Below are 24,768 nucleotides of genomic sequence, written 5' to 3' on the forward strand. Positions count from 1 at the left end.
GGGCTGTGCGACGGCCTGTTGAAGATCCGGCGCCAGTGACATGGATCATCGCGGTTCGGCCGGCCGCTTCGACGGGACCCCCGGCCGCGGGTAGACCTTCGACTGCTTGACGCTGCCGAAGGCGAAGCTCGACTCGATCGACGCGATGCCCGGGATGGCGTGGATCCGGGTGCGGACGAAGGCCTCGTACGCCTCCAGGCTCTCGATGACGACCCTCAGCAGGTAGTCGCTGCTGCCGGCCATCAGATAGCAGTCCTGGATGTGGTCGATGAGGCCCACGTGGTGCTCGAACACGTTGACCGCCTCGGCCGTGTGGCGCTCCAGGCGGATCCGTACGAAGACGGTGATCGGCAGACCGAAGGCCACCTGGTCGACGGTGGCCGTGTAGCCGCCGATCAGACCCGACTCCTCCAGGCGGCGCACCCGGCGCAGACAGGGGGACGGGGACAGCCTGATCCGGTCGGCGAGGTCCTGGTTCGACAGGCGGCCGTCGCTCTGCAGCTCATGGATGATCTGGAAGTCCACGGCGTCCATCGGTTCTCCTTGGCGGATCTTGGCAGATTCTGCCCCCACGCTATGTCTGGAGGGCAGAACTGGCAATCGGCTGCCCCGCCCCAAGCTCTACCGTTGCCAACGGGGCGAAGCCGGACATCGGCTCCGCCCGAACGGCTTCGAGTGGGAGGTACGGCCGGTGGCCGCGACGCAATCGGTGGGGGCGGGAACGGGGGAGGCGCGCGAGACGCGCACTCCGTCCGAGGGGTACGAGGGGAAGCCCCGTGCCGGCCGGTTCGGCGGGCTCTCCCCGCAGGGCGTGGGCATGATCGCGCTGCTGCTCACCGTGGCCGTCTGGGCCGCCTTCGCCCTCAGCGCCCGTGCTCTGAGCAGCTCCACGCTGCTGCCCGCCGACGCGGCGCTGCTCCGCTTCGGCGTGCCGCTCGTGGTCCTGGCCCCCGCCCTGTGGCGGCGCAGGCGGCGGCTTGCCGCCGTCCGGTTCGCCCCCGCGGCCAAGATCGTCTGCGGCGCCGGGGTCCCGTTCTTCCTCGCCGCCATGTACGGCGGCTCCCTGACCTCGGCCGCGTTCGTCGGGGCGATCGTGCCCGGCATGGTCCCGCTGTTCGTCTCCGCCCTCATGGTCGCCGGCGGCAAGAGCGCCCCGCGCGGCACCCAGGCGGCCGGCCTCGCCCTCATCGTCGCCGGCGTCGTGGCCCTGGTCTGGCGCTACACCGCGGCCCTCGACGCGGACGTCCTGCTCGGCACGGGCACGCTGCTCGTCGCCAGCGGCCTGTGGGCCCTCTACACCGTCGGCCTGCGAGAGGTGGACCTCGACCCGATCGGGTCCATCGGCCTGCTCTGTCTGCCCTCCTTCGCCGTCATCGCGCTGCTGGTCCTGAGCGGCGTCCTGCCCACCGGCATCGCCCACGCGGCCGGCCACGACATCGCGCTCTTCCTCGTCGTCCAGGGCCTGGGCGTCGGCCTGTGCGCGGGGCTGATGTACGCGTTCGCCATCCGCCGCCTCGGCCCCGAGCGCAGCTCCGTCGTCGGCAGCCTCAGCCCGGTCGCCGTCGTCCTCCTCGCCATGCCCCTCCTCGACGAGAGGCCGACGCTGCCCGTCGTCGTCGGCGTCCCCCTCATCACCCTCGGCGTCGCGCTGGCCAACCGACGCCGCCGCACCGTCGCGCCCGCCGACGGCTCCTTCTCGGGAGCCCCCGCCGACGGCTCCCTGCCGGGAGCCCCCGCCGACGGCTCCCTGCCGGGAGCCCCCGCCGACCACCCCGCCCGAACCAAGGTCTCCGCCGATGCTTGAGCTCCTCCCCGCCCCGCCCGTCGACCCGCTGTGGGACCTGACGGCCGAGTACGCCGCCGACCCGCGCCCCGAGCGCCTCAACCTCGTCCTCGGCGTCTACCGCGACCACACCGGCGTCACCCCCGTCATGGCGGCCGTCAAGGAGGCCGAGATACGCCTGGCGGAACGCTCCGGCTCCAAGGAGTACCTCGGCCTGTCGGGCAACACGGCCTTCAACCGCGCCATGCTCACCACCGTCCTCGGCACCGAAGCCCTCACCGCACGGGCGACGGCCGTCCAGACCGTGGCAGGCACCGGCGCCCTGCGCCTCCTCGCCGACCTCGTACGGCAGACGCGCCCCGGCACCACGGTGTGGATCAGCGACCCCGCGTACGTCAACCACCGCCCCATCCTCGAAGGCGCCGGCCTCACCGTCCGCGCGTTCCGCTGGCTCGACCCGGAGGGCATGCTCGACGACCTCCGCGCGGCGGGACCCGGCGACGTCGTCCTGCTCCAGGGCTGCTGCCACAACCCCACCGGAGCGGACCCCACCGCCGAGACCTGGGAGGAGCTCGCCGCGCTCGCGGCGGCGAACGGCTGGGTCCCCTTCGTCGACCTCGCCTACCACGGCCTCGGCGACGGCCTCGAAGCCGACCTCGCCCCCACCCGGATGCTGGCGGAGCGGCTCCCCGAAGTACTCATCGCCGTCAGCTGCTCCAAGAACTTCGGCCTCTACAGCGACCGCACCGGCTGCGCCATCGTCCTCGGCTCCTCGGCGCGCGCGCTCCGGCACGTCGAGACCGCCCTCCAGAACGCCGCCCGCACCCTGTACTCCATGCCGCCCGACCACGGCGCCGCCGTCGTCGCCACCGTCCTGGAGGACGAGCGGCTCAAGGGCCTCTGGCTCGCCGAACTCGACGTCATGCGCCGGCGCATCACCGCCAACCGGACGGACCTCGTCGCCCACCTGGGCGCGCTCGGCCACGAGGAGCGGGCGAGCGTCCTCGCCCGCCAGAAGGGCATGTTCTCGATGCTGCCCCTCACCCCCGAGGGCATGAGCCGGATGCGCCGGCGGTCCGGCATCTACGGCACGACCGCGGGCCGCATCAACATCGCGGGCGTCCCCGCGCACCGGATCCCGTACCTGGCGGGAGGCATCGCCGACGCCCTCTGACTCGGCTCGGTCGCGTCACCACCGGGCGCGGAGCGGCGTGCCCGGTTCCTGCCGCCGCCAGGCCGCGTTGAGGCGGACGAGGCGGGTGGAGGCCGCGATGCCGCGCACGGTGGCGATCCTGCCGCCGGCGATGTCGAAGGTCACGGCGCCGATGACCTGGTCGCCGAGCGTGAACAGGAGGGCGGGAGCACCGTTGACGCGCGCCGTGTGGACGGCGGGTGTGCCACCGGCGAGGCGCCGTTTCGCCGGACTGGGCTTGAACCCGCCCCGGGCGACGGCGGCGACGCGCTGGGGAGTGTCGAACCGCAGCAGCTTCTCGCTCAGCCCGGCACCGTCGGAGACGGCGGTCACGTCGTCCGTGAGCAGCGCAACGAGCCGTTCGGTCCGGCCCGACGAGGCGGCGTCGAAGAACTCCTCGACGAGCCTGCGGGCGGACGCCGGGTCGACCTCACCGCCGCGCCGCCGCGCGGCGGTGATCCGGCCCCGGGCCCGGTGGAGGTGCTGCTGGCTCGCGGACTCGGAGACGTCGAGGATCTCGGCGATCTCGGCGTGGCTGTACGAGAACGCCTCGCGCAGCAGGTAGACCGCCCGCTCCACCGGCGACAGGCGCTCCATGAGGGTCAGCACGGCAAGGGACACCGACTCGCGCTGTTCGAAGGTGTCGGCGGGGCCGAGCATGGGGTCTCCGTCCAGGAGCGGCTCGGGCAGCCAGGCTCCGGCGGCGCGCTCGCGACGGACCTGCGCCGAGCGGAGCCGGTCGATGCACAGGTGGGTGACGACCTTGGTCAGCCAGGCTTCCGGCACCTTGATCCGCTGCCGGTCGGCGGCACGCCGTGCAGGAACGCGTCCTGCACGGCGTCCTCGGCGTCGGCGGCGGAGCCGAGCATCCGGTACGCAAGGGAGGCCAGCCGGTTGCGGCCGGCCTCGAACCGGCTGATGTCGGAGCCGTCGATGGTGATGCTGTCCACGGGGATGTCCTCGGGTGGCTAGGCGACGGCCTTCTGGGCGGACGTCTCCGTCCTCCGGGCGGACTCCTCCGTCGCGGCCGTGCCGTGGAGGCTGCGCTTCGGCAGGCCGAAGGTCGGGTGCGAGGTGGTCCACAGCGACATCCTGAGGATGCCCGCCTTGATCCGCGCGGCCTTCCGGCCGCCCAGGTACTTCGGCTTCGCCCGCCCCTCGTGGTCGACCAGCTGCAGGATCCCGTCCCGCCGGCCGAGGCTGATGTGGTTGCCCACGTACTCCAGCTTGGTGTTCCCGATCTTGCGGCCGGTCATGCGTCCCACGAACGCCTCCGTGGCCTGCATGCCGGTGTAGCCGGCCGAGGCGCAGGACATCGGCAGGGGCAGGCCGTTGTCGCCGAGGGTGTACGCGCTGTCGCCGACGGCGTACACCTCCGGGTGCGAGACCGAGCGCATGGTGCGGTCGACGACGATCCGGCCGTCCTCGGTGACCTCGAGGCCGCCGGCGGCCGCAAGCGGGCCGACCGCGAACCCCGCCGTCCACACGGTCGCGTCGGACGTCACGGCGGTGCCGTCCGCGCACAGCACCCGCGTCGCCTCGACGGCCTCTACCGTGGTGTGCTCCAGGACGGTGACGCCCGGGCGGGCGCAGGCCTGGCGCAGGTGGTCGCGGGCTCCGGCGGAGAGCCGGGCGGCCAGCTCGCCGCGGGCGACCAGCGTCACCTGGAGTCCGGGCCGGGACTCGGCGATCTCGGTGGCGGTCTCGATGCCGGTGAGACCGTCGCCGACGACCAGCACGCTGCCGCCTCCGCTCCGTCCGTCCAGGCCGTCCAGGCGCTCGCGCAGGCGCAGTGCCGCCGGGCGGCTGCTGACGTCGAAGGCGTGCTCGGCGGCGCCGGGGACGCGCCGGTCGTCGCCGTGGCTGCCGAGCGCGTAGAAGAGGGTGTCGTAGCCGAGCTCGCCGCCGCCGTCGGCGTCGGCCACGGTGACGACCCGGCGGTCGGGGTCGACGGCGGTGACCCGGGCCAGGCGCAGCCGTACCGCCGTACCCGCGAAGACGTCGGTGAGCCGCGGTGCCGCGATCTCCTGGCCGGCCGCGAGCTGGTGCAGCCGCAGCCGCTCGACGAACTCCGGCACGGCGTTGACCACGGTGATCTCGGTGTCCGCCGGGGACAGCCGACGTGCGAGGTTCCCAGCCACGTAGCTCCCGGCGTAACCGGCGCCGAGGACGACGATGCGGTGCTTCATGGTGTGCTCCTGTCGGTTCGCTTGCCTTCCGTGGATTGACCGGGGCGGCGGCGCGATTCCTGACAAGAGGGGAATGTGACCTGCGTCACACGGGAATGTGGGGGAGTCGGACCGTGACGAGGAGACCGCCGTCGGGGCGAGGGACGAGGTCGAGGGTCCCGTCGTGGGCGCGGACGATGCCGTGCACGAGGGCGAGGCCCAGGCCGACCCCGGCGTGCTCGTCGGTGCGCACCCGTTCCGTACCGCGCTGGAAGGGCTCGGTGAGGGTCGGCACCAGTTCCGCCGGGACCGGACGGCCCGTGTTCTCCACCCGTACCACGCTCGTCTCGCCCCGCGCCTCGGTGTGGACCGTCACCGTGCCACCGGCGGGGAGGTTGTGGACGACGGCGTTCTGGACGAGGTTCGTCACCATCCGCAGCAGCAGCTCCGGGGAGCCGCCGGCCCAAGCCGCTTCCCCGGTGACGTCGAGGGTGATCCCCCGCTGCTCGGCGAGGGGCAGCAGGGTCTCGGCGGCCTCCTCGGCGACGAGGGACAGGTCGACGCTCTCGCGGCGGGCCCCCTGGTCGCTGCGGCTGAGCAGCAGAAGGGCCTCGGTGAGGTCGATCGCGCGCGTGTTGACGGCCGCGAGGCGCGCCAGGAGCTCGTCCCGGTCCCGCGTCGGATCCCTGCGGGCGACGTCGAGGAGCGTCTGCGAGACGGCCAGGGGGGTGCGCAGTTCATGGGAGGCGTTCGCCGCGAACCGCTCCTGCTCGGCGACGTGCGATTCGAGCCGTTCCAGCATCGAGTCGAACGCGTCGGCGAGCTCGCGGAACTCGTCCTGGCGGCCCTCCAGGCGGATCCGGTGGGACAGCGATCCGCTCCCGGCCGTCCGCGCCGCGGCCGTGATCCGGGTGAGCGGCGCGAGCATCCTGCCCGCGAGGAACCATCCCCCGACGAGGCCGAACACGAGCAGGAACGCCATCGCCACGGCAGCGGCGGGGCCGAAGGTGCGCACCAGGAGGTAGCGGTTGGGCGAGATCCCGAGCAGGCCCTGCGCGTTGTCGGGTACGTAGCGCAGCAGGAAGCCCCACACCACGGCCAGCAGGAGAGCGCCGGCGACGGCGAGGAACCCGGCATAGCTGAGCGTGAGCCTCAGGCGGACACTGAGCCCGGGGCGTCTAGGCATCCGCGTGCCCGTCGGCGTCGATGCGGTAGCCGACGCCCGGCACCGTGGCGATGATCCACGGCTCGCCGAGCCGTTTGCGCAGGGCGGAGACGGTGATGCGGACGGCGTTGGTGAAGGGGTCGGCGTTCTCGTCCCAGGCCCGTTCGAGCAGCTCCTCGGTGCTGACGACCCCGCCCTCGGCGGCGACGAGGACGTCGAGCACGGCGAACTGCTTGCGGGTGAGCGCGACATAGCGCCCGTCGCGGAACACCTCCCGGCGGAACGGGTCGAGGCGCAGGCCCGCGATCTCGCGGACCGGCGGCCGGGCGTACGCGCGCCGGCGGTCGAGCGCCCGCAGCCGCAGCACGAGCTCCCGCAGCTCGAACGGCTTGGTGAGGTAGTCGTCGGCACCGAGCGCGAACCCGGAGGCCTTGTCGTCGATGCGGTCGGCGGCGGTGAGCATGAGGATCGGGATGCCGCTGCCGGAGGCGACGATGTGCCGGGCGACCTCGTCGCCGGAGGGGCCGGGGATGTCGCGGTCGAGGACCGCGAGGTCGTAGGAGTGGACGCCGAGCAGCTCAAGGGCGGAGTCGCCGTCGCCCGCGATGTCGGCGGCGATCGCCTCGAGCCGCAGACCGTCCCGTACGGCTTCGGCCAGGTAGGGCTCGTCCTCCACGATCAGTACGCGCATGGCTGAAGCCTAGGCAACCCGACCTATCGCCGACGTATGCGCGGCTCAGGCGGCCCGTGCCGGCGCTTCCGCCGCCCCGGTGCGTGCCCCGGTGCGCCACCAGCGGCGTGTCGCCAGCGCGGCGAGCAGCGCGCCGGCGGCGTTGACCAGGACGTCGTCCACGGAGGACACCCGGTCGAGCCGCAGCACGTACTGCGCGGTCTCGACCAGGACCGAGCAGCCCGCCCCGAGCGCCAGGACCCGTGGAACGGACGCCACGGCAGCGAACCGCATCGGGGCGAAGGCCCCGAGCGCCGCGAAGACCAGCAGGTTCCCGGCGATCCCGAGCGCACCCATCGTGACCAGGTCCCGCAGCGGTACCAGGCTCACCCGGCCGGGGACGGTGCCGGCCCCGGCGCCCGGCATCAGCGTCAGCCACAGGAACGGCACCGTCCCGTGCACCAGGCCCACCTCGGCCAGCGAGCTGCGCCACGGCGCCTCGGCACCGGCGGCCCGCCGGCGGCGGGCCAGGGCCCACACCACCAGGGCGGACAGCGGGAGCGCGGCCAGGGTGAGGAGCACGACGCCGTTGAACGTGTCGAAGCAGCCGTGCCACCGCCCCGCCAGGCACCTCGGAGCGGACATCATGAGCGGCCTCCGCACCGCGAACAGAGCGCTCGTCAGGCCGAGGACCGCCAGGGCGAGGAGCACGATCCGGCGGGGTGACGCGGACAGAGGCGTGTCGTGGTTCATGCCGCCATGGAAGACGAAGGCCCGTCGCGGCGGCGTATGCGCTTTTCGATACGCCCGCGATATACGCATTCCCGCAGCCCGACGGCGGGAATGCGACAGAGGCGTACATCATTCGGACCGGCGAATGCAAGGGCGCGGCCATTCCGGTCGAAAATGCCCTACGGCCTATGTCGCACCGTCAAATGTCCTAATTATGAAGTCGGTTGACACTGCTCTCCGCGTTTGGTGAGAAACCCTCCCGCCAAGCACCGGTGCGCCCCTTTCGCTTATGCGCGGGTGGGCGCGAACGAAGGGAATGGCGTGAAAGTGAGATTCGGGCGGGCCCTGGCCTGCCTCGTGGGGTTTCAGCGGTCACCGCCTCCATGATGCCGGGCGTGGCTTTTGCCGCGCCGGCGTCGGACAGCGGTGACGGGGGTGTGTTCGACACCTTCAAGGGCTGGTTCTCCGACGAGGACGACGACGCCGGTGACGCCCGGGCGCCGCAGGCCTCGACCGGCGGCACCCCCACGAACGGCCCGCCGGGCCGGTCTCGTTCACCTTCACCCTCGACGCCGGCGGCCTGGCGCCGAAGGCCGGCAAGGACGGCTCGGTCGCCTTCTACGGCGAGGCCGCGCAGCCGGTCCTGGTGATCCCGGCCGCGTTCATGACGGACGCGAGGAAGGACGCCTCCTCGCCGTACGGCGCCGCCTACAGCACGTCCGTCGAGCAGAAGCTCACCCGGGCCGGCAAGGGCTGGAAGCTGACGGTCACACCGGACGCGAAATGGCTGGCCGCCCCCGAGCGGACGTATTCCGTCACGGTCGATCCGACGATCGCGATCGCGCCGACGCCGACCACCGCCCAGGACTTGATGATCTCGTCGGACGGTCCGACGACGAACTACGACGACAACTGGCGCCTGTCCGTCGGCAACACCAGCACCGGCGCCTCGCGCGCCCTGGTCAGGTTCCCGCTCGGCAGCATCCCCGCGGGCACCCCGGTGGACTCCGCCGACCTGCGGCTCTACTACGACCAGACGCACACCACGGGTGACACCGAGGTGCAGCTGGAGGCCCACCGCGCCACCCAGTCCTGGACCGAGTCCACGGCGACCTGGAACAGCGCCGGCGCGATCACCGGCGAGCTGTCCGGCACGGCCGTCGTCGTCGACGACGGCGACACCGGCCGCACCGCGGCCGTCGGCGCCTGGCCCGCCTCGGGGAACACGGCGTACACGCAGTACGCGGTGAACCAGGACTACCTGTACAACAAGGACTCGGTCGCGGGCGACACGTACACCTGGCAGCCCAGCCTCCCCGAGGACGGCACCTACCAGGTCGAGACGCACTCCATACCCGCGTCGGACCGCGCCACCAACGCCCCCTACACCGTCACGTACGACTACACCGTCACGTACGACGGTGGCAGCAAGACGTACACGGTCAACCAGCAGGCCGGCACGGCCGGCGTGTGGAAGACGCTCGGCTCCCACCCGTTCAAGGCGGGAACGCTCGGCAAGATCGTCCTCGGCGACGGTCCCGCGTCGACGACCACCTCGGTGATCGCGGACGCCGTCCGGTTCACCAAGGGCGGTGTGGTCACCAAGAAGGCCGGTGAGCTGAACACCGTTCGGGCGCGCGTACTACTACATGGTCGCGGTGAAGACGAAGGACGGGCAGGTCGTCCCGCCCCGACGCAGCTCGTACGGCTGCCGAAGGCCGGCCGCACGACGAAGAACCTGGAGGCGTCCCAGGACACCACCCTGTCCTCGACGCAGCCCACCGCCCCGCACGACACCCTCGACGGCGGCGGGCGCAGACCTGGCTCTCGGTCGGCAACAACTCGGCGACGTACGGCAGGACCCGTGCCCTGCTGGGGTTCCCGGCGCTCGGCATCCCCACCACGGCCCGCGTCCTCGAAGCGGACGTGCGCCTGTGGAGCACGCAGACCACCATGGACGCCGCGGGCGCGGTCTACGAACTCCGGCCGCTCACCCTTGACTTCGACGAGACCGCCACCTGGACCAAGGCGAACGCCACCACGGACTGGACCAGTCAGGGCGGCGACTCCGGCGCCCCGGTGGCCGACAACGGGTCCATCGGCAACGACCCGGCGCGCCACGAGTGGAACGTCACCTCGCTCGCCCAGTCCTGGGTGACCACCCCCGCCTCCCAGCAGGGCGTCATGGTCAGGACGGCCGACGAGACCGCCGCGCAGGAGCGGACGCTGTTCCTCTCCTCCGAGGGCGCCGAGCAGCGGCTCCGCCCGAGGATCGTCCTCACGTACGTCGACTCCACCACCGAGTCGACGTACTACGCGCCGCAGACCCCGGCCCGGATGACCCCGAACACCACCTACACGGTGGACGTCACCCTCACCAACACCACCGCCGCCACCTGGACGGCCGCCGACCAGGTCCTCACCTACCGGTGGACGCTGCCCGAGGGCACGGACGTCACCAACGGCGGCAACCAGATCAGGACCGCCCTGCCCCGGGACGTCGCACCCGGCGACTCGGTGACGCTCCAGGCGCAGGTGAGCACCCCGATCAACTCGGACTCGGGCAACAAGCGCACCGACTACGCGCTGACCTGGGACGTCTACGACAGGACGGCCGGGACCTGGGCGTCCGCGACGGCGGGCATCCCCGGCCTCCAGCGAACGTGGCCGTCGAGGACCCGACCTCCGACACGCTCGGCCTGGAGAAGTTCTACTTCTTCGCCGGCAAGAACACCGGCGCCGGCTCGACCGTCATGAACAACGCGGCCTCCGGCAACACCGTCTGGCACTACAACGCGTTCTCCAACCCGGGCCGCGGTCTCAACACCTTCGTCCGGTTCTCCTACAACTCCCTGGACACCTCGGACACCGTCCTCGGGGCCGGCTGGTCCGGCCAGGCCGCCGGACCGATCCGCCTCGGCGCCCCGCTGGAGTTCCACCCCAAGCCGAACCCGACCGAGATCCGCCTCCCGGACGGCGACGGCACGACCCACGTCTTCCGGAAGCAGCCGGACGGCTCGTGGAAGGCCCCGGCCGGCGTCCACTTCAAGATCACGCCGAAGCCGGGCCTCGACTGCACCCCGGAGAAGGGCCCGATCACGGACGCCTGGACGCTCACGCGCCCCGACGGCACCCGGTTCGTGTTCGGCTGCGACGGCTACATGACGTCGGTCGTCGACAAGAACGGCAACACGCAGACCTACACGTACGAGGAACGCAAGTCCAACAACAAGCCCACCAAGTTCCTCGCCTACATCACCGACCCCGTCGGCCGGCAGACGCCGACCGTCACGTACTACGGCAAGGCCGACGGCGCCGGCCCCAAGGTCGTCGACCACGTCAAGTCGATGACCGACATCTCGGACGCAGGCTCACCTTCGCGTACTCGGACAAGGGCCTGCTCACCCAGCTGACCGACGGCACCGGCTCGTCCCAGCCCAAGGTCTTCGCCTTCGAGTACGACGCCACCCAGGGCAACAAGAACGTCAAGCTGGTCAAGGTCACCGACCCCCGCGGCAACGCCACCCAGCTCGCGTACCACGCCCCGCAGGCCGGTGACGACCCGAAGTACCACTGGTGGACCAAGGCGATCACCGACCGCCGGCAGGGCACCACCTCCTTCATGTACGCCCCGGACGCCGTGAACGCCAAGTTCACCGCCACCAGGGTCACCGACGCCGAGAACCGTGCCACGGACTACGTGACGGACGACTTCGGCCGTCCGGTGCAGACCACCAACGCCAAGTCGCAGGTCAGCAAGCTGTCCTGGGACGCCGACAACAACGTCGTCTACTTGGAAGAGGCCAACGGCGCCAAGACGGTGTCGTGCTACGACCAGCGGACCGGCTACCCGCTGTGGAAGCGGGACGCCGAGCGCAACCAAGACGGACGTCTCCAAGGTCGCGCCTCCCGGCTACCGGTGGGCGCAGCGCACGGCCGGCTTCCTCGGGGCGCACCCGGTGGACCAGAACATCAACGCCTGCCACCTCCTCGGCAAGCAGCTGAGCGGCTCGGGCACCGACCTGAACAACCTGGCGACGTGCGCGCGCGGTGCCAACGACTGGCAGACCGGCTCCCAGCAGGGTGACAACAACATGAAGAACCACGAGAACCGGGTCGCCGCGGCGGTCGCGGCCGGACAGGACGTCCTGTACTCGGTGACACCCACCTACAGCGGCCGGAGAACCGTTTCGCTCGGGTTCAAGATCACCGCGTACGGTACGAACCCGGACGGGTCCGCGGGCATCAGGATCGACACCTTCGTGTCGAACACCCTGGCAGGCCGGAATCTCGGCATGTTCAACGATCCTGACACCGGTCGGCAGGTCCCGACCGGATCGATGGAATGAGAGGAGAGAGTGAGTCAGGTGGCCGAATGGGAGGCGCTCCGGCGCCTGGTGCCGCCGCCGGGCGAAGGCGGCGTATCGATCGACTGGGACCGGATGGGCACCTCGTGGGGCCGTGGGTTCCCCACCGACTACCGGCGGTTCATCGAGGCCTACGGCGCCGGCTCGATCCAGGCCTACCTCGTGATCGAGCAGCCCGAGTACAAGGGCGCCGAACCGGCGTCCCCGTTCGGGGGCATGCTCCTGGAGACGGTCAACGCGGAGGACGCCTGGGCGCGGGAGAAGAAGTCCCCCGAGCTCGACGGCGCTGAGCCCCTGCTGATCACCTGGGGGGTCACCGGCAGCTCGGACCTGGTGTGCTGGGACGCGTCCGGCGACGACCCCGACGCGTGGCCGGTCCTGGTGCGCAACCGGGACGACGACCTGTGGCGGCGCTACGACTGCGGGATGGTCGAGTTCCTCGTGCGCGTCCTGCGCGGGGAGTTCGACGAGTGCCCGTTCGGCGACCTCGCCCTGTGGGGGAGGGCACCGGCGCTCTTCCTCGGCGACGCCGAGCAGCGGCGCCTCTGGTCGCAGGGCGTCGACCCCTGGGAGGGGAAGCGCTAGGCCGGCACACGGCCTGAGCGCCGATCAGTGAGTCCGGTACCGGGCGCCGAAGGCATCGGCGCCCGGTACTGCCGTGAGGGGTATTGCAGTGAGCGTTACTGCTGTGAGCGGTGCTGCCGTGAGCGGGGGAGACCCGGGAGCGCTACTGCTGCTCCTGCTGCGCTTCCCGGGCCTGGTCGGCGATGTCCTCCAGGACGGCCTTCGGGTCGGCGGACGGCGCGACGGCCTTGCCGATGTTCCGCTTGATGGTGTTGCTGACCTTCAGCCAGGACGGTTCGTTGACCGGGTAGAGCTGGGCACTGTTCAGCGCGGCGAGGAACTGCTCGGTGCTGTGGTCGTCCACGGCCGAGCTCTCGGACGCCTCGGAGGCGGACACCGTCGCCGGCAGCAGGTGGTAGCGCCCCGCGAACTCGCTGAGGTTCTTGTCCTGGTAGACGAAGTCCAGGAACGAGCCGACCAGTTCGCGATTGCCGTCGTGGCGGAAGGCCATCATCCAGTCGGCGACGCCCGCCGCCGGCGGCTTCTTCCCCTCGCCCAGCGTGTCCGACACCGGCATGCTGAGCGTGCCGACCTTCATGCCCCGTGCCTTCGCCTCGTGGAGAAGCGACGGATAGCCGTTGACCATGCCGACGTCACCGCGCAGGAAGGCGGCGAAGGCGTCCTGACGGTTGAGCTGCGCCGGCGGAACCGGGCCGGTCAGACCCGGCACGACCAGGTTCTCCTTGATCCAGCGGAAGGTCTGCGTGTTCTGCTCGGAGGCGATGCTGTAGCCGCCGCTGACGTCGGTGTACCCGCCGCCGTTGCTCAGCTCCCAGATCAGGGCCTCGGCATGGGCCTCCTCGGGGCCGAGCGGCAGGGCGTACGGATAGCGCACCCCCACCTTCTTCAGCTCCTCGGCCGCGTTCTTCAGGTCCGACCAGGTCTTCGGGGGCTTCGCGCCGGCCTTGTCGAACAGCTCCTCGTTGTAGAAGAGCAGCCGGCTGCTGGCCACGAAGGGCAGCCCGAAGAGCGTGTTGTCGACCGAGCCCGCCGCCGCGAGCGGCCGCAGGAAGTTCGCCTCCGCCCTGATCGACAGCAGCTCGTCGGCGGAGTAGAGGCGGCCCTGCGCGGCGAAGTCGGAGTACGCGCCCATCAGAGCGACGTCGGGGGCGTTGTTCTCCTGGACCATGCGCGTGACCTCGCGGTCGACGTCGGCCCACGGGTACAGCGTCACCTCCACCTTCTTGCCGGGGTGGGCGGCGGTGAAGGCGGCGGTCAGCTTGTCCCAGTACGCCTTGGAACTGGTCGCCGGGCCGTCGCCGTACTCGGGGGCCACCAGGCGCAGCGTGGATCCGTCGCCCTCGGACGAGCCGCAGGCGGTGGCGAGGGAACCCAGGAGGCCGAAAGCGGCCACGGAGGCGGTCATGCCGAAGAGTCTCGGTCGCACGGGTCATTCCTCTTGCTCTTTTTGGACAGTGCGTCCGGAATTCTCTCCCGGCCAGGGGCATATTTCGCCCCCTTACCCGGCGGTTATGCCATTGCTCCAATCGCAGGCATTCCCAGTGGTGTTTTCCGATAAAGCGGCGGCAATTATGACGCGCGTAGAACCCTACGCGATGTCCTGCGCTGCTCCGCTGAGGACTATTGACGGAGGAGACGCCGCTGCCGCCGGTCGCGTGAATTGCCACCCTTCGACGGTGTCACGGTGAGTAACCATCCCTGGTTGCCCGCATGGTGGACACGGCCCGGCCATCAGGGCCGCTGCCGCCCGGGCCCGGGTCTGCCGCCCGCTGCCCGGACTCACCTCGAAGGGGATCGCCTGTGGAGACCGGCCGAAGAGAACTACTGCGCACCGGGGCGGCCGTCGTGACCGCCGGAAGTCTGATCGGGCTCGGTGGCGGGCGCGCGGGTGCCGCTCCCGTCGCCGTGGCCGCCGCACGTGCGCCGTTCGCGGGCGACGACGTCGAGCCGGCCGCCTGGCGTGAGCTGAGGCGGCGCCTCAGCCCGGGCGCCGGTCTCTACCGCCCCGGGAGCGCGGAGTACGACGAGCGCGCGACCCCCGACAACCAGCGTTACGCATTCGTCCGCCCGGCCGGTGTCCTCGCCTGCGCGACCGACCGCGAGGTCGTGACCGCGATCCGGTGGTGCGCCAAGCACGGCGTGCCCTTCGCGCCCCGCTCCGGAGGTCACAACTACGCGGGCTACTCCACCACTCCCGGCCTGGTGATCAGCCTGCGCGCCCTGAACGCGGTGGTCCCCCGAGGACGTCGGCTGCGCCTCGGGGGCGGCGCCACGAACTCGGACGTGTACGCGGCCCGCGCGGCCGACCTGTACTTCCCGGGCGGCCGCTGCCCGGAAGTGGGCGTCGCCGGGCTCACCCTCGGCGGCGGCCTCGGGTTCAACGACCGCAAGTGGGGCCTGACCTGCGACCGGCTCGTCGAGACCCGGGTCGTGCTCGCCGACGGGACGCTGGTACGGGCGGCCGACGACGAGAACGCCGACCTGTTCTGGGCCTGCCGGGGCGGAGCCGGTGGCAACTTCGGCATCAACACCGGCTTCGTCTTCGACGCCGTGTCCGTCGCCCGCCTGCGCGCCACGGTCTTCGACCTGACCTTCGCCCTGGACGCCGGCGTCCGCGTGATGGAGGAGCTGCGGCACATCGTCGACGCGGACCGGAACAACGACTTCGACGTCCGGATCGGCTTCAAGCACGCCGGCGACGGCACCACCACCCTGTGGCTCCTCGGACACCGGCTCGGCGACGAGGACACCCTGCGGCGCTTGTTCAGACCCCTTCTGCAGCTGCGACCGACACGGACCTTCATCGAGGAGCGCGGCTTCTGGCAGGCGCAGGACTACCTCATGGAACCCCTCGGACCGAAGGAGGCCTACGCCTCCAAGTCCCTCGTCCCCGACCGGTGGCCCGCCCCCGACACGGTGGCCGCCGTCGTCGACTGGACCCGCGGCTGGCGCCCGGGCCCCGGCCGGGCCACCGGCTACGTGACCCTGTTCGCCATGGGCGGCGACAGCGCCGCACCCCGGCCGGACGAGACGGCCTATCCGCACCGCGGCGCGACCTTCGTGATCGACATCGGCACCCACTGGAAGCCCGGCACCCCGCCGGGCGAGGTGCGCGCCCTCCTGGAACAGACCCGCACCGCCCACCACATGCTCGGCCGCCGCCTCGCCACCCGCGCGGCCTACGTCAACTTCCCCGACCCCGACCTGCGCGACTGGCAACACGCCTACTACGGCCCCAACTACGACCGTCTGGTCGCCGTCAAGCGGCGCTACGACCCGGCCGGTCTGTTCCGCTACCAGCAGGCCGTCGGCCGCCCCCGCGCGTGAACCCCTCCCGGAGGCCGCCCACTTCGTGAGCGGCCTCCGGTACGGGGGGACCTGCCCTACGCGTAGTAGGCCGACAGCGGGTCGTCCTCGGCGAACGGTACGCCCACCTGGTCCTTCAGGTAGTTGTGCACGGACAGCGCGGCCGAGGCCCCCTCACCGGCGGCCATCGAGATCCGGCGGACGCCCCGGTAGCGGACGTCGCCGGCGGCGAAGACCCCCGGCAGGCTGGTGCCCAGGGGAGGCGGGGTCTTCTGGCCGGACTCGAGCTTCACGTCGACGTCGGTCGTCACATAACCGGTCTTGTCCGTCTCCTTGCGGCGCTTGACCTTCACACCGGCCTTCTCCAGCCACTCGGTGTCCGGATCGGCCCCGATCAGCACATAGGCGGAGGTCACGGTGAGCGATTTGGCGCCGGGGTTGACGACGACTCCGGTCAGCTGCCCTGCCGTGCTGCCCTTGTACTCGGAGATGTTGCTGTCCTCCAGGACCGTGATGCGCTTCTCCGCCCTGATCATCTTCACGAGGCGGGAAAGCATGTCCTTGTCCAGCTTGTTGCGGATGATCATGGTGACGTGGGCGCCCGCCTTCGCGAACATCAGGGCGGCGCGTCCCGCCGTGTCGCCCGCGCCGACGACCGCGATCCTGTCGCCCTGCTCGACCGTTCTCGCGTCGCTGGGCAGAGCCGTGTAGTACACCCCCTGCCCTTCGTAGGTCTTCTCGTTCTTCCCGCCCTGTCGACGCGGCGCGACGCCGCAGGCGGCGACCACCACGGGCGCGGTGTACGCGGCGGACTTGCCGTCGTCCGTGGTGACGGTGACCTTGTAGACCGTCGGCAGGGTCAGCCCGCCGAGTACGGTCGTCTCCAGCTTCGTGGCGGCATGGGCGGGCATCCAGTCGATCTTGCGGTTGAGCGCCTGACGCATCGCCCGCTGGGCCAGTTCGTCGGCCTTGACGCCGTCGGGGAAGCCCAGATAGTTGTCGATCACGTTGCTCGCGGTGCCCGCCGCGCCGCCCGGGGCGACGTTCTCGATGACCAGCACGTGGTCGAGGAAGAGCGCCGCCGCGTTCACCGCCGCCGAGAGGCCGGCCGGCCCACCGCCCACCACGATGAGGTCATAGGCGGACCGCCCGCTGTGTGACACCAGCTTGAGCCGGCGGGCGAGCTCGATCAGCTTCGGGTCGCGGAACGTGTCGACGCCCACCCTGACGGCGACGGTGCAGCCCGACAGAGGAGGGGCCACCTTGTACCGGACGCTGTTCAGCTGGAGGAAGCGCAGGACCCGGAAGACCTCCTTCTTCCGGCGGTCACCGTGGACGACGGCCTTGACCGCGTCGGGCCCCGCCGAGTCGTAGAGCATCTCCTCCACGGCCGGCCAGAGGCCCTCGTCGGCGGGCGACAGCGGGAGCAGCCGGAGTCCGCCGTCGGCCCCGCCCGCGGGCGGGGCCGCGGAAGACAGCACGAGTCTGCTCCCTTCGGGCAGGGCCGCGTCGACGGCGGCGGCCCGGAGGAGCTCCCGCCCCGACCCGTCGGGAAGTTCGTCGTCGGAGATGACCGCGGCGATCCGGCGTCCGCTCTCCGCGGCGGCGGTCAGCGTCCCTTCGGCGTCCGCCCGGCCGGCCGCGCGGAGCACGAGATAGGCGTCGTGGAAATGCTCCTTGAGCCGCTCGGCGAGTGCGGAACCTCGCCAGGGATCCGACTGCACGAGCAGGATGATGTCGCGGTGATCCTTCTGTACGGGTGGCTCCTCGCCGTTACGAGACATCGGCGTGCATCCAGTACGGACGGTTCTGGACGGCCACCGGCGGCGACTGGTAGACCCAGGCCCCGACGGGGTCCTGGCCCGTGATCAGCTTGATGAACGTCTCCGTGTACGAACCCGGGTGCTGCGGCGCCTGGCCGAGCTTCACCGTCACCTTTCCCTTCGCACTGCTCAGGTCGTACCAGGTGTACGGACCGAACACGTTCAGCGGCGCGGCCACCGGCCTCTTCTTCGGCTGCCCGTTCACCTTGACCGAGCGGGAACCGTACTCCGTGAACGGTGCCGCGCTGACCGGCTGCGGCGACAGGCCCCGCAGGTTGGCGTCGATCGTGTAGTAGATCTTGTCCGCGGGGAAGGCGCCGTTGACCTCCGAGCCGAACACTCCGCAGTCCACGTGCCAGACGTCCACGGCGTCCGCCCGCTTCTGGGCTTCCGCCGGCGGTACGGCCGCGGGCGTCGTCCCGTTGGCCACGGGCAGGGTGTAGACGAAACCCGACTTGTGCTTCGGCTCGTCGAACAGCGCCTTGCCCGCATCGATGGCGACCTGGCTGTCGCAGTCCACCTGGGTGCGCCAGAATCCCAGAAAGCGGGTCTGATCCTCGCCGAACGCGTACTCCTTGTACGTGAGCTTCGGTGTCAGAGTGGAGTCCTTCGTGGGGAACGCCACCACGTTCAGCTCGATCTCCTGCGTGATGCCCGAACCGCGTCGGAACTGGGCGAAGTACTGCTGGTAGTTGAGGGACACCAGCGCCTTGCCGCCGTCGAAGATGCCCGCCGAGACCTTGTCGCCGCCGCTGGACTTCTTCAGGAGCTCCCGGACGGGCACGGCGTCCACGAGGTAGTCCAGGCCGAAGTTGGTGAAACTGCCGTAGAAGAACGGCAGGCTGTACTTCTGGAGCGGATCCGGGAGATCGGCGCCGTTGGCCGTCGTACTCATGACTGGAACTCCTTCTTCTTCGTGTTCTTCGCCAGCTCGTCCGCGTAGGTCCGCCCCTTGGCGAGCAGCGCGTCGGTCAGTTCGAAGGTCGGGGAGGCGTGCAGGCCCTCGACCGCGCTCGCCGGCTTCGGGTGCGGGTTGCGGTACAGGCGCTGAGCGGCGTCACGCAGTTCCAGCATCAGCGGGACCGCGTGGTGCATCAGCTCGCTCCGGCCCTGGAACGTCTTCTCCAGGACGGCGATGAGCTTGGCGTACGTCTCGTTGAACAGGACCGCCTGCGCCTTGAGGTGGGGACTGTCGCCGTAGTCCTCGACCTTCGCCTCCGGATCGATCGGATAGGCGTCCGCCCAGGTGATGTCCAGGAGCGGGCCGCTCGGAGAGGTCCGGGGCAGATCGTGTCTGCCGTACCGGCGGCCCTTGTAGATCTCGTTGAAGCGGAAGTAGTGGGCGACCTGCCGCTCCTCGCCGAAGATCTTGTCGTCGCTGTCCCAGATGGTGTCGTGGGCGCCCTCGCCCTGATCGCTGATCACTTCGATGGCGAGGAGCGCGGTCGTGAGGTCGGTGACGGCGAACACCTCGCCACCGGAGTTGTAGAAGTCACGGGGACCGATCTGGTCGCTCCTCTCGCCCGTGAAGATGGTCGTCGGCGGATTCTTCTTGCGCGCCTCCTTCTCCAGGGTGGTCACACCGCGCCGGATGGCGTCGTAGAACTGGCCGATGGACGTCCACCCGGTCGGCTTCTGCCCGTTCGGCGACACGAACGACCGCGGCCGCTCGATGTCCAGGAAGGTCGACAGCGCCTTGGGGGAGTAGTGCCGCAGATGGACCTCGGGCACGCTCTTGTCGGCGAACGGCAGCTTCGCCGGGTACTTCCGGACGAACGTCGACACGCTCGCCTTCCCGCCCACCGCTGTGAGCAGGTTCGCGGCCAGCGCCATGTGGAGCATCTCCTCCAGGAGGACGCTCCGGATCACGTCGCACGCGTACGCGTTGGTCCCGGGCTTGATCGAGTACAAGCCCGTCATGTAGACGGGAATGGTCAGGTGCTCGACCTCCAGGGCCGCCTGGAGGTACTTCCGGAGCTCCGGGACGTCCTTCGGCTCCTTGTACTCCTGCTGCGCCAGCTCGTACATCGTCGTCACTTGGCCGCCGCCTTCCCGGCCGCCACCGTCACGGGCTGGTGCAGCTCCGCGAGGTCGCGGTGGATGCGCTCGGCGCTGCGCAACGCGAGCGCGGCCATCGTGAGCGTCGGGTTGCTGGTGCCGATCGACGGCATGCTGCCGCAGCCCACCGCGTACAGGTTGGGATGGTCGTGGGTGCGCTGGTACGCGTCGACCACGGACGTCGACCTCTGCGTGCCCATGATGTGCGTGCCGGCGCCGTGCCCCGCCCCGTGATAGCCGAGGTCAAGCGAGGGCAGGCCGCCGCCCGGACTGTGGCTGAAGTACCCGAGCGGATAGGAGCCGTCCTCCTGACGGCCGAGCCTCGTGCAGTCCTTGGCGCCGAGGAACGTGAAGATGTCCACGGACGCCGCGCGCGCCGCGTACAGCCCGTCCTTGACCCGCTGGTCGAGGTCGTAATGGATGATCGGCCGCGGGTTGCCCATGCCGTCGCGGTGCCGGGCCGGATCGATGGTCACCCGGTTGTCGCGGTCGGCGTGCTGCTCCACCGCGATCTGCAGCTGCACCTGGCGGTTGACCTGCTGCCCGAGGTCGCGGCGCAGCTTCGGACCGAAGTAGCCGGCGTCCAGGACCTCGCCACTGGCGTCGCCGCCGATACCCAGCATCCGGGCGACGCTGCTGAGCGGGGCGCCGGTCGCCCAGCCCCAGCCCCAGTTCCCGATCTCGATGCGGAACGGGGCGCGCTTCCGGCGTCCCGGACCCGTCCTGAAGCACTCAAGGCCCGAGGTGTGGCCGGGCCCGCGGAACGCACCGATCGGATCCTTCTCCGGCATCTCCGCCCAGGCCAGCAGAGTCGGGTGGTCCATCAGGTGGCGGCCCACGTTGTCACTGCTGTTGGCCATCCCGGAGGCGAGCAGGAGCACCGCGTTCTCGATGGCGTGGGCGGCCAGGACGACGATGTCGGCCTCCACGCTGTACGGCCGGCTGGTGGCGGTGGCCGGGTCGCCGTACTCACGGAACTCCACACCGCGCACGGCGTTGCCACGACCCGGGAGCACCCTGCTGACGACGCAGCGCGTGGCCACGTGCACCGAGTCGGTGAAGTCCTGCTGGAGCTTCAGGGGCAGCGACTTGGCCTGCACCGGGCAGATCGGCGTACAGCTCGCGTTGCCCACGCAGCGCTCGCCGAAGTTCGGCACGCCGACGGCGCCGCGCGGCCGGTACGGCTTTCCGCTGCCGTCGTCCCAGGCCGGGTTCGGCGTGCTGTTCCGGCCCTGCGGAAGCCCGTAGACCTGGAGCGGGTAGGTGATTCCCGCGGTCTTGTCCGTGACGCTCTTGCCCTTGAGCAGCTCACGGAAGCGACGGTCCTGGTAGCTGGGTGGGATCTCCTCCATCGGGTACTGGTAGTCGGGGTCCTTCACGACGCCGAGGCGGTGCTGCGCGGCGCCGTCACCGGCCGTTCCGATCAGTAGTTCGGCCTCGCGCACTTCCGCTCCAGGGCCTCGGCCGTGACCGGCCAGTCGGCGCCGTAGCGGAAGTTGGTCCTGGTCGCGTAGTCCTCGGGGAACATGCGGGGCACCGCGCCCAGCCAGTGCATCGCGGCGCCGCCGAGGGCCCGGATGTAGTCCGTGCCGTACGGGAAGGGCCCCGTCTGCTTGAAGTGGCCCGAGGCCGTGTAGGTGGACTCTCCCGTCGAGCGCAGGTCGAGAACATCGGGGAACGGGGCGGCGGTGTTCTTGCGGTACGCCGCGTTCGGCACCTTGATGACCGCCGACGAGAACGTACGGACGGTGTCCTGGAACCCTTCCCAGGAGTCGGTGCCGCCGTTGCCGGCCTCGAGAACCAGCACGCGCCAGTTCTGCCGGCCCAGATGCCGGGCGAGGAGACTCCCCGCCCAGCCGCTGCCGACGATGACGACGTCGTAGTGGCGCCCGTCGACGGCGGATCCGGTGGTCGTGACGGTCATCGTTCGCTCACATCCTTCTGCGAGGATCCGGTGCCGGCCTCCGGGGGCGGCGCCGCGGACGGGACGACGGACGGGGGCACCGCGCGCGACCCCCACGCACCGGGCAGCAGATGCGCGGGCACCGACTCCTCGTCCAGCACGTCCGACAGGGCTCCGTAGCCCGTCGGGTCGTACGCGGAGGGCTCCGCCTCCGCCTCGTACACCTCGGCCTCCGTGATCAGGGCCGGTGGCGTGATCGAGTCGGCGATCTCCTTCTCCGTCGGCAGCTTCGGCGGGGGATACGCCCAGGTGCCGAAACCAGGCGGCTTCGCCCCTCCAGGGTGGCCGCCGAAGGCCCGCCAGACCAGGCCCTCCGCATAACTCGTGTCCGAGGCCATGAACTCGCCGTTGGGGCGGTCGCGGCGCAGCTCCGCGTGGATGGCGGGCGCGATGCGCGGCCAGGCACCCGTGTACCAGAGGTAGACGAGGGCCCGGGCGATCTCCCGTTCCTTCGAGGGGAGTTCGGCGGGGCCCTTCCCCTGTCCCTGAGCCTTCTCCCATGTGGAGAGGAAGGCGTCGAGGTTGCCCCCGCCGAGTTCCCGCCGGGCCGTGGCCAGGTAGAGCGGGGCCATGCCGGTGCCGTGCAGGTCGAAGGCGGCGAACCCGGTGAGCGGCACGCACAGCAGGACGAAGCGCGTCAGCTCCGCCGAGGACACCCCGGGGTCGGCGTCGGCGCTCGCGTCGGCCGCTCCGCTGATCGTCACGTCACTCATGGCCGCCTCCTCCGGCCGGGGGAAGCAGGTGGTCGGCCATGCGCTGCGCGAGGGCGACCGCGGCCAGTGTCGGGTTCCAGGACCCGGACGTGGGGAAGGTGGCGGCACCGCCGACGTACACGTTGCTCACCGTGTGCAGACGGCAGTCGAGGTCCGTCACGGACGTCGTGGGGTCGGTGCCCATCCACAGCGTCCCGGACTCGTGCACGAGCGCGTCCTTGAGCCGGGTGTCCGGGATCGTCGACTGCCAGCCGCCGGGCTGCCCGTCGGTCGAGGGACGCCAGTACTGGATCTTGTCCGCATGGCCCTTGGCGAGCACGTCCTTGACCAGCTTCTGCGCCGCCTCGTCCATCTTGGAGCGCACGCTCAGGTCCGTCGTGGAAGGCGCGAAGCTGAGCACGGTGGTGTCGTGATCGACGTACACGCGGCTGCCCTGCAGGTCCTTGGGGCTGCTGCGCCACTCGCCGAGCGTGTGGACCATGAAGCCGATGTGGTCCTTGCTCGCGAGCTGCTTCAGGAACTCCTGGTCGAAGGAGTCCGGGATCAGCCGGTACAGATCCGCCTCGGACGGGCCGGGCTGCGGGTTGGACACGACCATCAGATGGATGTGGAAGTCCCGCTTGCTGCTGTCCACCTCCACCTGGCCGCGCAGGTAGAGGCAGCCGATCTGGAGGCCGTCGGTGGCCTGCTGGTTCGGCCAGGCGGCCCGTGGCACCCGGGCCGAGAACCAGGAGGCGACGTGCCCGCCGAGGTTGGTGCCGGTGAAGTCGGGGAGTACGCCGGCGAAGGAGCTCTGCAGGAGGCCCGTGGGCTCCACGATGCCGTTGGCGAGGACGAGCTTGGTGTCCTTGCCGAGCCGGAGGACTCCCTGGGTGGTGGCGAGCTCGGTGGCCTTGTGCAGCTTCTGGCCCGTCGTCTCCTTCTTGTGCCGGATCTCCTGCACTTCGCAGCCGGTCACGATGTCCACGTGCACCGGGTGGCTCTGGGTGGCCGCGATCAGGCGCGGTACCGGGCTGAACTTGCGGAAGCCCAGGGTGGAGGTGGTGTCCCGGCAGGCGAGCTCCACCTCGTAGTGCTTGGCCTGGATCTTCGGGTCGAACACCTTCTGGTCCAGGTCGGCGTCCAGCCGCTTGACCAGCTCGGGCTGGAGCTTCGTGAACTGCACTCCCATGGCGGAGGGGAGTACGGCCCCAAGGTAGCGGCGGGCGTCGTTCCAGTAGTGGGCGATGTCCTCCTTGACCTTCTCGGGCCAGGTCGGCATCTGCGTGTTCGACGGCTGGGGGATCCAGGTGCTCCAGAACTGCGCCCGGCCGCCGAGGTAGGGGATCTGCGGCGCGAGGTCGAAGGACCGCCCGCCGGTGTTCTCCGCGCGCCACGGTCGCGCGACGGCGTCCATCATCAGGCGCTGGTAGCGGGGGTCGAGGTTCTGCACGTGCTCGGGCAGCAGGAAGCCGCCCTTCTCCAGGACCAGGACGCTGAGGTTCCGGCCCGTCCCCTTGTTGTGGAGGAGACGGTCGAGAACGGCCACGCCGACCGCTCCACCACCGACGATCACGACGTCGTACGTCTTGTCGGCGACGCTCTTGAGGGTCTTGCAGTAGTACGTCGCCATCGGGTCCTTGTCGGCGGGAACGGGCGGCGGGATGCTCGCGAGCGTGCCCGTGACGTCGAGCAGTGTCGTGCCGTCGGGGATGACGGCATCGGAGTCCGCGTACCGGTCCGCCCAGGAGAGGGTGGTGGCCGTGGGGTTGTGTTCGGGGTTCGGTTCGGGCATGTGACGCCTCCTCAGGGCCGGCGATGGTCGCCGGTGATTACTTTCTGTCACATTCTCGATCCGCGGTAAAGGTGTCGATTGCAAATTCAAAGGGAGGGGGTGGGTCCGGATTCCGTGCTGGGGTCCGACCCCCGGGCGGATGCAGCGATTCTCCTGGAGTCGTGGATGTCGGCCGTCCGGTTCGGAACTTCACACCTGAGGGTGACCATTCGTATGGGTGTGCGTCACGCATCGACTCCTTCGAGGTTCAACCAGAACGCGTGTCCGGGAGTGAGGCGCGTCGCGTGCCCGAGTTCTGATCGCCCGCGATTCGCATTGCAGATGAGAAGAAAGGATTGTGCACATCCATCGAATCGCTACGCTCCGTGGCCCACGTTCCGGCGTGAAGACAGGCGGCCCAGAGCGAGGGAGCGGCCAGCCGTCCGTCGCGCAGGACACGCACGGCGGAATGCGGGGCCCCGGCCGAGCG

At 70.6% G+C, this 24,768-nt stretch carries 17 protein-coding genes and 3 pseudogenes; 6 read left to right on the forward strand and 14 right to left on the reverse strand.

What is annotated here, in order from left to right; translation table 11 throughout:
• Nucleotides 1–45 precede the first annotated feature (45 nt).
• The gene (locus ACZ7HT_RS05100) at nt 46–534 is read right to left on the reverse strand and encodes an Lrp/AsnC family transcriptional regulator (RefSeq protein WP_471159888.1); all 489 of its coding nucleotides are present in this window, start codon (nt 532–534) and stop codon (nt 46–48) included.
• A gap of 157 nt (nt 535–691) precedes the next feature.
• On the opposite strand from ACZ7HT_RS05100, the gene ACZ7HT_RS05105 reads away from it, so the two are divergent.
• Entirely contained in the window at nt 692–1,804 is a 1,113-nt protein-coding gene (locus ACZ7HT_RS05105) for a DMT family transporter (RefSeq protein WP_471159891.1), read from the forward strand.
• A complete protein-coding gene (locus tag ACZ7HT_RS05110) occupies nt 1,797–2,957 on the forward strand; it encodes an amino acid aminotransferase (protein ID WP_471159893.1) in 1,161 nt (386 codons plus the stop codon). The genes ACZ7HT_RS05105 and ACZ7HT_RS05110 overlap by 8 nt, the downstream gene beginning before the upstream one ends.
• 15 nt (nt 2,958–2,972) lie before the next feature.
• On the opposite strand, the pseudogene ACZ7HT_RS05115 reads toward ACZ7HT_RS05110, so the two are convergent.
• The 5 genes and pseudogenes from ACZ7HT_RS05115 to ACZ7HT_RS05135 form a co-directional block, all read right to left on the reverse strand.
• Nucleotides 2,973–3,931: pseudogene (locus ACZ7HT_RS05115) on the reverse strand (sigma-70 family RNA polymerase sigma factor).
• 12 nt (nt 3,932–3,943) lie between these two features.
• Nucleotides 3,944–5,164, reverse strand: coding sequence for an NAD(P)/FAD-dependent oxidoreductase (locus tag ACZ7HT_RS05120; protein WP_471159896.1), 1,221 nt, complete (start codon nt 5,162–5,164; stop codon nt 3,944–3,946).
• A gap of 85 nt (nt 5,165–5,249) precedes the next feature.
• On the reverse strand, nt 5,250–6,329 hold the full coding sequence (locus tag ACZ7HT_RS05125) for a sensor histidine kinase (protein WP_471159899.1): 1,080 nt from the start codon (nt 6,327–6,329) through the stop codon (nt 5,250–5,252).
• A complete protein-coding gene (locus ACZ7HT_RS05130) occupies nt 6,322–6,999 on the reverse strand; it encodes a response regulator transcription factor (protein ID WP_471159902.1) in 678 nt (225 codons plus the stop codon). The genes ACZ7HT_RS05125 and ACZ7HT_RS05130 overlap by 8 nt, the downstream gene beginning before the upstream one ends.
• 45 nt (nt 7,000–7,044) lie before the next feature.
• Nucleotides 7,045–7,731, reverse strand: a complete 687-nt coding sequence (locus ACZ7HT_RS05135) for a VanZ family protein (RefSeq protein ID WP_471159904.1) — start codon at nt 7,729–7,731, stop codon at nt 7,045–7,047.
• A 514-nt stretch (nt 7,732–8,245) separates the two neighbouring features.
• Between ACZ7HT_RS05135 and ACZ7HT_RS05140 the strand changes: the two are divergent.
• The 3 genes and pseudogenes from ACZ7HT_RS05140 to ACZ7HT_RS05150 all read left to right on the forward strand — a co-directional run.
• Nucleotides 8,246–11,599: pseudogene (locus ACZ7HT_RS05140) on the forward strand (DNRLRE domain-containing protein); the annotation flags it as partial.
• A 46-nt stretch (nt 11,600–11,645) separates the two neighbouring features.
• A pseudogene (locus ACZ7HT_RS05145) lies at nt 11,646–12,059 on the forward strand (DNA/RNA non-specific endonuclease); the annotation flags it as partial.
• A gap of 18 nt (nt 12,060–12,077) precedes the next feature.
• Nucleotides 12,078–12,662 (forward strand): SMI1/KNR4 family protein, encoded by a 585-nt coding sequence (locus ACZ7HT_RS05150; protein ID WP_471159907.1) that lies wholly within the window; start codon nt 12,078–12,080, stop codon nt 12,660–12,662.
• Nucleotides 12,663–12,804: 142 nt separating this feature from the next.
• Here the strand turns inward: ACZ7HT_RS05150 and ACZ7HT_RS05155 are convergent, their stop codons facing one another.
• Nucleotides 12,805–14,088 (reverse strand): extracellular solute-binding protein, encoded by a 1,284-nt coding sequence (locus ACZ7HT_RS05155; RefSeq protein WP_471159909.1) that lies wholly within the window; start codon nt 14,086–14,088, stop codon nt 12,805–12,807.
• 419 nt (nt 14,089–14,507) lie between these two features.
• On the opposite strand from ACZ7HT_RS05155, the gene ACZ7HT_RS05160 reads away from it, so the two are divergent.
• Nucleotides 14,508–15,989, forward strand: coding sequence for an FAD-binding oxidoreductase (locus tag ACZ7HT_RS05160; protein WP_471159912.1), 1,482 nt, complete (start codon nt 14,508–14,510; stop codon nt 15,987–15,989).
• A gap of 56 nt (nt 15,990–16,045) precedes the next feature.
• Here the strand turns inward: ACZ7HT_RS05160 and ACZ7HT_RS05165 are convergent, their stop codons facing one another.
• The 7 genes from ACZ7HT_RS05165 to ACZ7HT_RS05195 are packed head-to-tail and all read right to left on the reverse strand — an operon-like array spanning nt 16,046 to nt 24,299.
• On the reverse strand, nt 16,046–17,752 hold the full coding sequence (locus tag ACZ7HT_RS05165; protein ID WP_471159915.1) for an NAD(P)/FAD-dependent oxidoreductase: 1,707 nt from the start codon (nt 17,750–17,752) through the stop codon (nt 16,046–16,048).
• Nucleotides 17,742–18,686: a hypothetical protein gene (locus ACZ7HT_RS05170; protein WP_471159917.1), complete on the reverse strand. Its 945-nt coding sequence runs from the start codon at nt 18,684–18,686 to the stop codon at nt 17,742–17,744. Before ACZ7HT_RS05170 ends, ACZ7HT_RS05165 begins: the two co-directional genes overlap by 11 nt.
• Nucleotides 18,683–19,819, reverse strand: a complete 1,137-nt coding sequence (locus ACZ7HT_RS05175) for a ferritin-like domain-containing protein (protein ID WP_471160081.1) — start codon at nt 19,817–19,819, stop codon at nt 18,683–18,685. The genes ACZ7HT_RS05170 and ACZ7HT_RS05175 overlap by 4 nt, the downstream gene beginning before the upstream one ends.
• A gap of 5 nt (nt 19,820–19,824) precedes the next feature.
• Nucleotides 19,825–21,294 (reverse strand): GMC oxidoreductase, encoded by a 1,470-nt coding sequence (locus ACZ7HT_RS05180; RefSeq protein ID WP_471159920.1) that lies wholly within the window; start codon nt 21,292–21,294, stop codon nt 19,825–19,827.
• The gene (locus ACZ7HT_RS05185) at nt 21,273–21,773 is read right to left on the reverse strand and encodes an NAD(P)-binding protein (RefSeq protein ID WP_471159922.1); all 501 of its coding nucleotides are present in this window, start codon (nt 21,771–21,773) and stop codon (nt 21,273–21,275) included. The genes ACZ7HT_RS05180 and ACZ7HT_RS05185 overlap by 22 nt, the downstream gene beginning before the upstream one ends.
• Nucleotides 21,770–22,525 carry a hypothetical protein gene (locus ACZ7HT_RS05190; RefSeq protein ID WP_471159924.1) on the reverse strand — a complete coding sequence of 252 codons (756 nt, stop codon included), beginning with the start codon at nt 22,523–22,525 and terminating at the stop codon, nt 21,770–21,772. The genes ACZ7HT_RS05185 and ACZ7HT_RS05190 overlap by 4 nt, the downstream gene beginning before the upstream one ends.
• Nucleotides 22,518–24,299 carry a GMC family oxidoreductase gene (locus ACZ7HT_RS05195; protein ID WP_471159927.1) on the reverse strand — a complete coding sequence of 594 codons (1,782 nt, stop codon included), beginning with the start codon at nt 24,297–24,299 and terminating at the stop codon, nt 22,518–22,520. The genes ACZ7HT_RS05190 and ACZ7HT_RS05195 overlap by 8 nt, the downstream gene beginning before the upstream one ends.
• Nucleotides 24,300–24,768 lie beyond the last annotated feature (469 nt).

This window comes from Streptomyces sp. NPDC037410, assembly GCF_055602235.1.